14 protein-coding genes and 1 tRNA gene are annotated in these 12631 nt (G+C 32.6%); 10 read left to right on the forward strand and 5 right to left on the reverse strand.

The features are described from left to right. Positions 1–63 precede the first annotated feature (63 nt). Entirely contained in the window at positions 64–438 is a 375-nt protein-coding gene (locus M2306_RS08560; protein ID WP_230848105.1) for a winged helix-turn-helix transcriptional regulator, read from the reverse strand. Positions 439–1370: 932 nt separating this feature from the next. Between M2306_RS08560 and M2306_RS08565 the strand changes: the two genes are divergently transcribed. The 4 genes from M2306_RS08565 to M2306_RS08580 all read left to right on the forward strand — a co-directional run bounded on the left by M2306_RS08565 (position 1371) and on the right by M2306_RS08580 (position 4119). Further along, a complete protein-coding gene (locus M2306_RS08565; protein WP_259190721.1) occupies positions 1371–1730 on the forward strand; it encodes a DoxX family protein in 360 nt (119 codons plus the stop codon). A 142-nt stretch (positions 1731–1872) separates the two neighbouring features. Continuing rightward, positions 1873–2895 (forward strand): quinone-dependent dihydroorotate dehydrogenase, encoded by a 1023-nt coding sequence (locus tag M2306_RS08570; RefSeq protein WP_115089808.1) that lies wholly within the window; start codon positions 1873–1875, stop codon positions 2893–2895. A 205-nt stretch (positions 2896–3100) separates the two neighbouring features. After that, complete coding sequence (locus tag M2306_RS08575) at positions 3101–3652, forward strand: Xre family toxin-antitoxin system antitoxin (RefSeq protein WP_002991316.1); 552 nt, start codon at positions 3101–3103, stop codon at positions 3650–3652. Continuing rightward, a complete protein-coding gene (locus M2306_RS08580) occupies positions 3652–4119 on the forward strand; it encodes an RES family NAD+ phosphorylase (RefSeq protein WP_259190720.1) in 468 nt (155 codons plus the stop codon). The genes M2306_RS08575 and M2306_RS08580 overlap by 1 nt, the downstream gene beginning before the upstream one ends. A 50-nt stretch (positions 4120–4169) precedes the next feature. On the opposite strand, the gene M2306_RS08585 is transcribed toward M2306_RS08580, so the two are convergent. Further along, entirely contained in the window at positions 4170–4508 is a 339-nt protein-coding gene (locus tag M2306_RS08585) for an avidin-fold protein (protein ID WP_115089806.1), read from the reverse strand. Positions 4509–4736: 228 nt separating this feature from the next. Between M2306_RS08585 and M2306_RS08590 the strand changes: the two genes are divergently transcribed. The 3 genes from M2306_RS08590 (at position 4737) to M2306_RS08600 (ending at position 7665) form a co-directional block, all read left to right on the forward strand. Next, a tRNA-Ser gene (locus M2306_RS08590) sits at positions 4737–4821 on the forward strand. 213 nt (positions 4822–5034) lie between these two features. Continuing rightward, the gene (locus M2306_RS08595) at positions 5035–6987 is read left to right on the forward strand and encodes an AAA family ATPase (protein ID WP_259190719.1); all 1953 of its coding nucleotides are present in this window, start codon (positions 5035–5037) and stop codon (positions 6985–6987) included. 234 nt (positions 6988–7221) lie between these two features. Next, entirely contained in the window at positions 7222–7665 is a 444-nt protein-coding gene (locus M2306_RS08600) for a hypothetical protein (RefSeq protein WP_259190718.1), read from the forward strand. Here M2306_RS08600 and M2306_RS08605 read toward each other — a convergent pair. From M2306_RS08605 to M2306_RS08615, 3 genes are all read right to left on the reverse strand, one after another. Continuing rightward, complete coding sequence (locus M2306_RS08605) at positions 7655–7969, reverse strand: hypothetical protein (protein ID WP_259190713.1); 315 nt, start codon at positions 7967–7969, stop codon at positions 7655–7657. The two genes, M2306_RS08600 and M2306_RS08605, sit on opposite strands and share 11 nt — an antisense overlap. A 339-nt stretch (positions 7970–8308) precedes the next feature. Further along, the gene (locus M2306_RS08610; RefSeq protein WP_259190712.1) at positions 8309–8779 is read right to left on the reverse strand and encodes a JAB domain-containing protein; all 471 of its coding nucleotides are present in this window, start codon (positions 8777–8779) and stop codon (positions 8309–8311) included. A 183-nt stretch (positions 8780–8962) separates the two neighbouring features. After that, positions 8963–10633, reverse strand: a complete 1671-nt coding sequence (locus M2306_RS08615; RefSeq protein WP_259190711.1) for a hypothetical protein — start codon at positions 10631–10633, stop codon at positions 8963–8965. A gap of 142 nt (positions 10634–10775) precedes the next feature. Between M2306_RS08615 and M2306_RS08620 the strand changes: the two genes are divergently transcribed. From M2306_RS08620 to M2306_RS08630, 3 genes are all read left to right on the forward strand, one after another. After that, positions 10776–11435 carry a hypothetical protein gene (locus M2306_RS08620; RefSeq protein WP_259190710.1) on the forward strand — a complete coding sequence of 220 codons (660 nt, stop codon included), beginning with the start codon at positions 10776–10778 and terminating at the stop codon, positions 11433–11435. 79 nt (positions 11436–11514) lie between these two features. Then, positions 11515–12045: a hypothetical protein gene (locus M2306_RS08625; protein WP_259190709.1), complete on the forward strand. Its 531-nt coding sequence runs from the start codon at positions 11515–11517 to the stop codon at positions 12043–12045. Between the two features lie 2 nt (positions 12046–12047). Then, positions 12048–12590: a hypothetical protein gene (locus M2306_RS08630; protein WP_259190708.1), complete on the forward strand. Its 543-nt coding sequence runs from the start codon at positions 12048–12050 to the stop codon at positions 12588–12590. Positions 12591–12631 lie beyond the last annotated feature (41 nt).

Consider the following 12631-nt stretch of genomic DNA (forward strand, 5'->3'; position numbering starts at 1 on the left):
GAATAATAACAATACATTTTATTCGCTTTCCACGCTTTTCTGCTGAAATAAGTTCTCGAAGGCTTACTTCGTTTTCAAACCCTTGTTTTTTTCCATCTGTTGGATGATTTCTTGGCGGTAGGTATTCCCCCAATTTGCTAAGGATTGAATCACGGGAGTCAAGGTAATTCCGAAGGGAGAAATCTCATATTCTACCGCAACAATTGCCCCGTCAATCTCCGTTCGATAAATCAACTGATTGAGTTCTAAATCTCGTAATTCTTTGCTGAGTACTTTAGCTGATATATCACCTAAAGCCCGTTGAAGTTCCATGAATCGCAATTTATCGTGAAGCAATAAAGTCCCCAGTATATGGAGCTTCCACTTTCCACTCAAGATAGACATGCTATCTTTGATTCCCATTACATTTGTTTTACAGTTTGCTCGTTGTTCCTCCATGGTTGTACGCAATTGTGCTAAAGGTAAAGATACGAATTTTTTGTGAGGTCTGTGCTTTGTGAGGTTTGTTCTTTGTGAAGTCGCTTTTTTGCTTTTTCGTGAAGTTGTAAGATTTATCGATTAAAGAAGGAACTCTGTTTCAATCGAAAAATCACTTCTCTCCCTTTTCCACTTTCTCCTCTCCAATTGTTTTGTGAGGTTTGTAAAATCGTAAGATTTATCGATTAAAGAGGATTGTTGCAAAAAAAGCGAGAAGAGTTATGGGTTATGAGAAAATCTTTTTCATAGCAGATAATAGAAAACCAATTTACTTCAAAGCGTAAATCATTTTTACAAAAGACAATTTACCCCCAACGCAAGTCAAATAAAGAGCGTCAAATGTTTGAAAAGGCTGTAAAAATAAAAGGTGCTTGTGCTTTGTGAGGTTTGTAAAATCGTAAGATTTATCAATTAAAGAAGGAACTCTGTTTTAATCGAAAATTTACCTCACCACCTCACCCTCTCACCACCTCACCCTCTCATCACCTCACCCTCTCATCACCTCACCCTCTCACCACCTCACCCTCCCACCACCTCACCCCCCCACCACCTCACCCTCCCACCACCTCACCACCTCACCACCTCACCACCTCACCACCTCACCACCTCACCACCTCACCACCTCACCACCTCACCACCTCACCACCTCACCACCTCACCACCTCACCACCTCACCACCTCACCACCTCACCACCTCACCACCTCACCACCTCACCACCTCACCCTCTCATCACCTCACCCTCTCATCACCTCACCCTCTCATCACCTCACCCTCTCATCACCTCACCCTCCCACCCAATTACCTTTAGGTAACTACTTACCTTCCGGTTACTCTCCCCGTTTCTTCCCTACAATCGCCCTAACTTTGTCTCACAAATCAAAAACAAAACACCATGAATAAAAAATTAATCTATTGGATATCAACTGGTTTATTTAGTGCTTTTATGTTATTTAGCGCTTACAGCTATTTTACAGACCCAACCTTTAAAGACGCATTTACTTATTTAGGGTATCCCGATTATTTCCGCATTGAATTGGCCATTGCTAAAATCTTAGGTGTACTTGCTATACTCCTTCCTTTTATACCCCGTACGCTCAAAGGGTTTGCTTATGCAGGATTTACCATTAATATTATTGGTGCTGCCATTGCGCATTTAGCCATTGGTGAAGGAATTAGTTCTTTAACGATGATTGTTGTTGCCCTAGCGCTATTGGGTACTTCTTATTTTTCACAAGTAAAAGAAGTAGCCTAAATGCTCTAGGTATTCTTATCCTAATTTCCAGCTTTACGAAGGCTTACCATCGAAAAACGAAGTATTCTTTGCAGAAGGTTTCAAAAATTATAACAAAAAGTGTACTTTCGCACTGTATTTTACAACGCAACACACACATTTTATGTACAAGAGTATTCTCAAACCGTTTTTCTTTTCTTTAGACCCAGAGAAGGCGCATCATTTTACCTTCAATTCGTTGAAATTCATCAACAAAATCCCAGGTGTATCGGCTATTATTCGCTCGAAATTTCAGGTGAATGACACGCGATTAGAACGCGAGGTATTTGGATTAAAATTCAAAAATCCGGTTGGATTAGCCGCTGGTTTAGATAAAGATGCGAAATTGTACAGTGAATTGGAGCATTTTGGTTTTGGTTTTATTGAAATCGGAACGATTACACCTAAAGCACAAGATGGGAATCCTAAAAAGCGTTTGTTTCGCTTAGTTGAAGATCATGCTCTAATCAACCGCATGGGATTTAATAACGGCGGAATTGATCAAGCCATTGAACGCCTAAAGAAAAACAAAGGAACTTTAATTGGTGGAAATATTGGTAAAAATAAAGTAACACCAAACGAGCAAGCCATTGACGATTACGAAATTTGCTTTGATGCTCTTTTCCCTTATGTGGATTATTTCGTCGTGAATGTAAGTTCACCAAACACGCCGAATTTACGTGCTTTACAAGATAAAGAACCGTTGACTGCTTTATTGAATGCCTTGCAAACTAAAAACAACGGCAAACCAAAAAGCAAACCTATCCTTTTAAAAATCGCACCGGATTTAACGGATAGTCAGCTATTAGACATTATTGATATTGTGGCTGAAACAAAAATTGCAGGTGTCATTGCTACGAATACAACCATTAGCCGTGAAGGATTACAATCTGAAAAGAAAGTAGAAACGGGAGGATTAAGTGGTAAACCGTTGACTCAACGTAGTACAGAAGTTATTCGCTTCTTAGCAGATAAGAGCAACCGCGCTTTCCCTATCATTGGGGTGGGTGGAATTCACTCTCCGGCAGATGCAATAGAGAAATTAGAAGCTGGAGCCTCACTAATCCAATTATACACTGGATTTATCTACGAAGGACCGGCACTAATCAAAGCCATCAACAAGAAAATACTAGAACAATATAACTAAGAAAAATCCGCCGATGAGCGGATTTTTTGTTTTTACTATTTTAGCATAATCCTTTGTTTTTAAACACGATATCTCATAAAATAGGTAAACCACCATTTACCCTTACGTTTTATTTCGGCAACACAAAAAACATAAAAAAATTGGATTCCCATTTTTAAAATTGTAATTTTACGCATACCCAATCGGAAAAATACGATTATTACCAATGAAGGCAATCAACAAACCCACAAGCGACAAGAAAAAACCAGCGGTTGTACCTGCTGAGAAGTCTCGTATTGTATCTTCTAGAACGACAACAAAGACGAGGGCTACACAAAAAACAACAAGTAGAAAATCAACCGAATTGGAGAAATTCTCCCCTGCTTGGGTGGTTTTGCATCCCAAAGATTCGCCAGACTATAAACTCGAATTGATCGCTAAGATCCGAGAAGGGGTTAAAAAAATGGAATGGAAAGAATTAATTTCAGCTATTGGGGCGACAGAAAAAGAATTTGAATTTATCTTGCCTACTTCGATTAGCAGCATGCAAAAGAAAGAGGTTTATAGCTTACAGACATCCGAACGAATTTATGAGATTTCGAGATTATTTGGGTTAGGGTCTGAAGTTTTTGATAGCCTTGAGCAATTTAAAAACTGGCTTCTAACGCCTTCTAAGGCCTTGGGACACAAAAAACCTTTTGAACTCTTAGACAGCAGTTTTGGTTTTGAAATTGTAGAAAATGAAATTGCGCGAATCCAATATAACGTATACAGCTAATGGTTGTTTATCGCGTTGCCAATGTAAAATACAAGGATGCTACACTTTCTGGAATTGGTGCAGAAAAAGTGGGCGGTCGGTGGAATGAAATCGGAACACGGGCAGTATATTGTTCTGAAAATATCGCTTTAGCTTTATTGGAATACTATGTACACTCCGAAAACATCGCCAATCTACCTCAGCATATTTTAGTCGCTAAGATTGAAATACCCGATGATTTTATTATTACCGAATTAGTTGATTTACCAGAACATTGGAATCAATACCCCTATTCTACCAAAACGACTACTGTTTTTTCAACACTCGCACAGGACAGGAATTTCTTCGGTTTGAAAGTTCCCTCTACGCTTATTCCTTTGGAGTGTAATTTCATTTTAAATCCACTGTATAAAAACTTTGGTCAGATTGAAATCATCGAGTTCTTGGAACTCCCCATTGATCAACGATTAAAAACAGATAAGCATTAATATATCCTATACTAGAAAATCCGCTAATTAGCGGATTTCTTATTTGATATCTATTCTTCTTCCAGTACTGATGTACCTTTGGATCGATCCCCAGAGGTCCATTCCCATACTTCATGCAAGCGGATTTTTCCATTTCCCATTAATTCGGGTGTCGATCGACAGATTCCCGTCATCAATTCGCCCTTATCATTGACTTGATGATAACGCATATTGATGATCCCGTGTTCATCTACCAACCCCAATAAATGACCATATGCTATTTTTCCTCCACTGTATACCGAAGTCAGTCTGTTTCCCTCCTGTTTATAGTGAAAAACGGTTTCACCAGAGGTCTCTCCATTGGGTGTATTGCTCACCGGTCGAAATGTTTTATTGTTGTAGTTTATCATAGCTATACTGTATTTCCTCTCTTATTTAAAAGCTAATATAACTTTAAAAACAAAGCACCGATCGAAAAAAGCACAAACCTCAGAAAAAACTTCAAAATTAATTCCCACAGAATAAACCACTTACATCTTTTATGTAAAAAAAGCAGTAAATATCCCGAACAAAGCCTTGTGTTGCACACAAATTATACTATATTTGCACTCGCAATACGGAAGGTAAAGCAGACCACTGGAGAAATGGCAGAGTGGTCGATTGCGGCAGTCTTGAAAACTGTTGACTGTAACAGGTCCGGGGGTTCGAATCCCTCTTTCTCCGCAATAAACGCTGATAATCAATCAGTTATAGCATAAACACCCAATTTTACACCCAAAAATGTAAAGTTGGGTTTTTTTATGCAATTTATTTATGTAAATTGGCTTAAGATTTCACGAAATACGTATATAGGTGTTGTTTTGCGAAACCATATCGTATTTTGTTTCGTGAAAAAACAATGTTAGCAGAATTTATTAACCAAACTCACTACTAAATATGAAATTAAAAAAAGTTATTGTTCATAAGTACAAAAGTTTTGAAAGTGACCAAGAATTTGAAGTACAAGATGACATTACCATTTTAGTTGGAATGAATGAATCAGGTAAAACTTCTGTTCTAGAATCAATCGCAAAAACTAGATATTTTCAAGAGGATAAAAAGTTTAAATTCAACATAACTCACGATTATCCAAGACGCGAAAAAAAATCCATAGATAAATCAGGAGAAAACCCAAAAGCAATAACATGCTATTATTCTATAGATTCCGAAACATTTTTAAAAATTGAAAAAGAATTTGGTGTTGATGTTTTAAAAAATAGAAATTTTTCTATTACCACTAAATATGAAAACAATAGAAATTTTTCTGGTGTTGATGTAGACATATCCAAATTTTTAGAATTTAAGACAAAGCAATTAAGTTTTCATAGTAAAACAATTGTTGATAAACTTTCTAAAGTAAAAAACGATACAGACTTTGACAAATTAATTGCTGAATATAAAGATGAAACAGTACTTGCAAATTTAGAATCGCTAAGGAAATATTTTAAAAACAGTAACAATTGGTCAAATCCAATCGAAGAATATATAGCCACTAAAATAATCTCTCCAAATCTTCCTAAATTTTTGTATTACGATGAATATTATTCATTGCCATCAAGAATAATAATCGAAAACATGATTAGAGAAGATATTGATGAAGAAGAAATGAAAACGGCTAAAGCTTTATTAGAATTAGCTGACTTAGATCCTGAAGAAATTCTTGAAGCTAAAGATTTTGAAGATTACATTGCAGAGTTAGAAGCAACTGAAGCGATAATAAGTGACGAATTATTTAAGTATTGGTCAACAAATGATAACCTTTCAATTGAGTTTAAAATTGAAGCTAAGGAAGAAAAAGTTACACGAAAAGCTAAAGACCATTACAATCGCGATGAAATTATTGAAGTAAATATTGTTGAACACATATTAGATATACGTGTTAAAAATCAAAGAACTAGAGTTTCTCTACCTTTAAAAAATAGAAGTAAAGGATTTAATTGGTTTTTCTCATTTCTAGTTTGGTTCAAAAAAATACAAGAAGATAATAATTCCAAATACATTTTGCTATTAGATGAACCAGGATTAAATCTACATGCATCTGCTCAAAGTGACATGCTAAGATTTCTAGAAGACTTGTCTGAAAATTACCAAATAATTTATACAACACATTCACCATTTTCGATTCCAACTGACAAACTTGAAAGAGTTAGAACTGTTTTAGAAACAGAGAAAGGGTCAAGAATATCAGACAGTATACAAGAAAAAGATCCAAACACTTTGTTTCCTCTACAAGCAGCTCTTGGCTATGATATAGCGCAAAACCTCTTTATTGGTAAGAAAAATCTATTGATTGAAGGTGTTTCTGATTTAGTATTTTTAACTTCAATGTCATCTTTATTTGAACAAAACAGTAAGGAGTATTTGGACGAAGAAATCACATTAGTACCAACTGGCGGATTAGAGAAGGTTTCGACTTTTATATCTTTAATGAGAGGTAATAAATTAGAGATTGCTTGTTTATTAGATTCTTTTACAGATCCAAAAGGTCAAGCAAAGTTTGAAAATATTATTAACCAAAAACTAATTCATAAAAATAAAGTTAGATTCTTCCATGAATATCTTACCGATTATTCACAAGCTGATATAGAAGATTTATTCAAAAAAGAAGATTATCTAAAACTGTTTAATAAAGCATTTACAGAACATATTGATATTAAATTAGGTGATTTAGATACAAATTTAAAACCAACACTTACGCAGATTAATAAACACTTAGGAATCAAGCGTTTTAATCATTATCGACCAGCATTGGAATTATCTAAAGGATTTTTAAAATTTGGAGATTTGAGCCAAGAGACAATTTCAAATTTTGAAAAATTGTTTAACGATATAAATAAAATGCTAAAATAACTTCTGCAAACATCATATTGGCGAAATGGCGAGTTAAGGGAAAAATTGAAAGTTTCTCTTTTTTTGTCGCAACAGCGATTTATATTTTCTTTTTACATAAATTTAGAAAATAATAAAAGGCTGTTGCTTAGCTTAGTGCAAGATTGAAAGTTTTGGCTTTCTAATTCGCCAATATGCAGCTCGTTAGCTGTAAGACTTAACTAAAAATATAATACTAATATCAAATAAATAATTATGAAAACATTTGGTGATATTTTAAATTCACAAATTAATTTTTTAACCAGAAGAGATAAAGTTCTTAGTATAAATTATGAATTTTATTTAAACTTAGTTTATCAAATAGGTAACAAGGGACAAATTCCAGATGGTAGTTTAATAAAGTACCAAAAAGGAACAAATAGTAATATTAATATTGTTGAGGAATGGGTAGAACTTAATGATGATGAAACTTGTTCTATGAGAATAGGTATTGTTGTAAATAATACAAACCACTTAGTTAGCTTATCAACAAAACAAGAAAAATCAAATATTGATCTAACTGTAACTACAGATTTGGAAGTCAGAAACTATCAGTACAATTTAGAAAATAACAAAATATCAGATCTAAATTTTGATGATGTTGTTTCAAATATCTTTGAAGATATAGTAAATTCTTACAATAATTGGTTTAACATTTAAAAGTCCTACAGCTAACGTTAGGGCGATTTGCGCAATGTCGGGTTAAAGCTAAAATATGATATTTTAGCTTTCCATTTCCGCTACTGACGCCAAGCCCCGAAACGTTAGTAAATCTTTTAAAATAGTGTGAACCTATCCCAACAAAGTTATTCCTTTTTCTCCACTCTTTGAAAAACTTAGCTGTTTTAGGATTTTTGCAAAAAAATTGATTTACATTTTCTAATTGATTTATTAATAACTCTTTTTCATTTACTAAACGCTCATATTGGGTTTTATCAATGGTATTCTTAGATGCTATAATCATTTAAAAGCCTGTTATTAAAAGAAGAAAGACATTCAATACAATCAAATACAATAACCTCTTTGAGCTAGCAACCTTATGAATCTTTAAAAGTTCCTCATTGATTTTTGTTATCTCTCGATGAAACACTTCAAAGTCATTCTGTAATCGTTAACTTTGCTCTTTTTCGATCTGTCGGAGTTTAGCAACATTTACTGTTACTTTGATATTTATTTGAATACATCTATAGTTAGACATATATTATATCAAATTGTAGATTCATATTTATATAAGTACTTTAAAAAGAAGTAAAACTGTAAAAGCATCTTTACAGTTTTACTTCTTTTTAAAAACAAAGGCACCTTATAAGATGCCTTCATCTGCAAAAGAGTAGTAACTCTCTCCTGTTATAATTAAATGATCTAAAAGAGTAATATCAAGTATCTTACTTGCTTCTTTTATCTTTCTTGTGATTTGTCTATCAGCATCACTTGGTGCTAATTTTCCTGACGGATGGTTGTGTATAATCAAAAATCCCACTGCATGCGCTTTTAAAAGAGCGGAGAAAATGATTCTTAAATCTACTATTGTACCTGTTATTCCTCCTGAGGAAACTTCTAATACTCCAAGTACTTTGTTGTTATTTGAAAGCATAAGTACTTTAAACTGTTCTAATAATTCAATCTTGTTACTATCCCAAGCTTTTAATGCTATTTGATATGCACTATAAGAAGATGTAATTTGAGGTCTCTGTGAAGCCTTTACTTTTGATTTGTAAATCAATTCTACTTCTGAGGCAATAAGCCATTCTTTGTTTAAAACTGTAGTTTCCATAATATTAAATTTTTAAATTAATTATGGAGCCACAATTGGTAATGGCTTAGCGAGCGCAAGAAGCAACGCAATAAAGCGAAGACTTTAGTCAAGTATTTATGGGGGAATTTCTTGTTAGCGAACCGCTAGGCATTGCCTAACTTTGTGCAATTATTAATAAAAAAAAACTATAATAAATGTATCTTAATCTTTAGTCTGATAACACTCTTTAGCAAATTCATAAAGCTTACCAATGAAATAATAAACTCTGTTCCACTGTTCTTCTGTGTATTTAACCGTTGGGTATTTGATATTAGGATAATTTCTAAGACATGTATAATTATCAAATAACATTTCTTTTATCTCCTTATTACAGTCAATTACAAGACCTAATTCAGGAGCATACCATTGAATTAAACGCCATAGGTAACTTGTAGTGTGTACTTGTGGCATATAATCCATTTTAGCAAAGAGTATAGCTATTAAAAGTTGTTGTAAGGTATACTTATAAAAAATCACATCTGCATCACTCTGACAACCTTCTATTTGATAATTAAGCCTTTTTACAATAGGTTTAAGCATTGATTTGCACTCTACCCAAAACTTTAATTTAAGTTCACTTAGTGGAAACGTTTCTAAATCTGGATTCTCAGCTATTAAAGGCTCTCCAATCCAAAGTTTCTCCTTTGTGAGATTCTGTTTAAAGAAGGTATCATAAACAGGTATATGCAAATACCAATTTGATTTTTTAATCAGGATTACGGTTACATCAACTAAATCCTCAGTATGAAAAGAAACGTATTGTCTTATATTACCCTCTTCATTAATGTGCAGCGTCTCAATACTTGCTAGTAATAGTAAATGTAACTTATGAGAAGTAGAATCATCAGAGTTTAAGAGTACCTGATCGTTAGTTCGTCTTTTTATTAGATAAAATGACTCTACTTTCTTATACTTCAAAAGTATTTTTCTTGTTCGCTCTTCAAGTTCTTCTTGTATTTCCGTTATCTGTTTGGGATTATTTAAAGAGAGTAGCTTTTGCTTGTTTACAATGAGCTTATATTTAGTGAGGATTCTATGTGGTATTTCTACGTACATCGCTTCTAAAAAATCCTGAGCTATGTTAAGTAAATATCCTACTATTGGTTTTTCATAGGGTTCTATCTGTTCAGCATTTTTCTTTAGTTTTAGCTCTTCTCTAAATAATGAAGTCATATCTCTTGTATAAAAATCAAAGTCCTCTTTGAAAATATCTTGAACAGTAGAGCAATGGCTAAACACGAAATTTAGAAAAGAAGCAGTACTACACTGAATACTTCCTGATAATATAGGTTGAACTCTTTCTTTAGTATCTTGTATTACTTGCTTTATACCAAGTATAGCAGATTGTTCATCTATGTGATTAGCTTTCAGCTCCTTTTTTAAAGACTTTAAAAACTTCGTGTTTCTTTTGTAATGCTTAGCAAACCATTTAGAAACAAAGCTTTCAAAATCATTTTCTTTCTGTTTAGATTGGTGCAAACTAAATAATGGTTCACTATCGTGTAAAGAACCATAAACGAGATTTTCTTTTTGACAATTTAATGTTGAATACATTATATTCTGAAAAGAGTCAGATTGATAAAAGTCCTTGATACACAAACAGTAAATATTTGCTTGGTAGTGATTAATCCCCTTAGTAATCCATTTGCTTCTACGGATATTATTTAGTTCATCAGTATCATAAAAACAAAGAGTAATAATAGGATGATTGAGCAAGTTCTTCTGCGAATAAAAAATAAACCCTACTAAATTTTTTTCGATTAAATCTTCAAGTTCATGTCTTAATTCGCTTGATAGTTTCAAGCTTGAAAGGTTGTTAATGATTGATTTCATAATTACAGTATTTAAGGTTAACAACTGCAAGTTCTTACCTTGATTTACGGTAATCTATTCGAACAAAGGATATTATAGTCTCTAAATGAATAGTTTATCCTCTGTAAAGAGATCAAATTTATGAACCTAAAATTATATTATTATGACTAATAAAGAGAATATTAAAAGGCTTATAATCACTCGAGAGCAAGTAGTTAATGTGGTGACTATTATAAGTGAAGATGAAATGGTTTTATTGCAAATGATAGATAATATCTTACTTGCATTAAATAATCCAATTGTAATGGAGCATTACAATAACTATCCTAAATATATTGAAGAATACGGGATTGAAAAACTCTTAAAACGGGAAGTTGAATTCGAAGATACTGCTAAGTTTGAGTTTGAAGTTGTAAATACATTAATGGCTTTACAATTACTTATATGTTGTGCTTTTGAACTAATCAAAGAGGGTAAGTTAGTTGATTATAAAAAACATGAAAAAGAAGTATTAGAGAAAAATAGCTTTAGAATATATGCCATAGAAAAGATTATAAACATAATGGGTTTCGAGTATTTTATGGCTCACATTTATAGTCTTGTTATTCTTGTAGTAGGCAAAGAGAGTTACAAGACAATAACTGACTTGTTTTCCAGTCAAGATATATCTGTGTTAGAAAAGGAGAATGTACTTGATGATAATCCTATTATGCAATATAATAAGGAAGTTATAATTTGGTTTGGAATGATACGCATATTTATTGATTTAATGACTTGTATTGTTGAATTAAATACAGACCAAGATAATACTCAGGTTGATTAAACGCATATTTTATTCGTGATATAGAATAGTTTACCAATACAAGGGAAGGTACTTTTATATAAACCTTAAAGAATTGATTATGAAAAAAGTAAAAATTCCCTTAGAAGCTCATATATGGTATAGAGAGCCTATTAAAAATCCTTATGATATGTTATCTCGTTTGTTTGAAGTTGTAATTCCTTCTGAATTAAAACAATATTTGAGTGAATTAATGATCTATACTCATAAAAACGAAATATATCAACAACAGAGTCCTCATGTCGTTTTTTTAATCTATTCTATATTACGTTCAATAGTGCGCGGTTGTTATAAAATACGAAGTAACTCAAATAAGTATTATATTCTTAAACCATTAAAGAAATCAACTGTAGCTGAGTCTAAAGTATTTTTAGGATCATTGTCATTAGATGAGTATTTAAACCCTTACATGGTATTTGAGGATGCTTTTGAAAAGCAATCAGTAATAGATATGGAGATTGATTTATTTGAAATTGTAGAGTTTGCTCTTGGAAATTTTATAGAACCGCCTTCTACAGAAATTAATATTTCTTTTATCAATATCAATAGATTGATTGAGGCATGTTGGTTAATCTGTGAAAGAACTGAGTAGTCATGGCAAAACAAGAACATTCATTAGAATCATACTATTGGACAAAAGACAATGTTGAATGTCCATACGAACTACTGAACTGGCTTAGAGAACTTGCGGATATTGAATATTTTCAAGAACAATTACGAAGTTATTGTTGCTATACTTTAAGTCATAAGATGTATGATAAAATCAGTGCTTCTGAAGTTATCTATGATGCAACTGTTTTACAATCTATATTTAAAGCAGGATATAAGATATATCTAAAACCAAAGAAGTTTACTAAAAAAGGACTTACTGTTTCGGAAGTATCTGAGAAAGAACTAAAAAAATTGAAGTATCTTAATAATGATGAATATAAGAATCCCTATATAGTATTTGAGAATGTCTTTAATCGATTTACTATTGAACAAGTAAGTAAATCATTCTTTGATTTAATTTTAGCTACAATGGCTAATAGTTTATATCATAAAGATTATTGTTGCAATGTCTCAATGCTGAACTTTCATAAAATGTTGGATGCTTGTAAACTCATTCAACAAAGAGATAAAACTACTTATCAATAAATATTTATCTAAAAAAGAAAAAGGTAGAATACCCTTCATAG

Origin of the sequence: Myroides gitamensis (assembly GCF_029894455.1) — a bacterium.
In the GTDB taxonomy this organism is placed as follows: Bacteria; Bacteroidota; Bacteroidia; order Flavobacteriales; family Flavobacteriaceae; genus Flavobacterium; species Flavobacterium odoratum.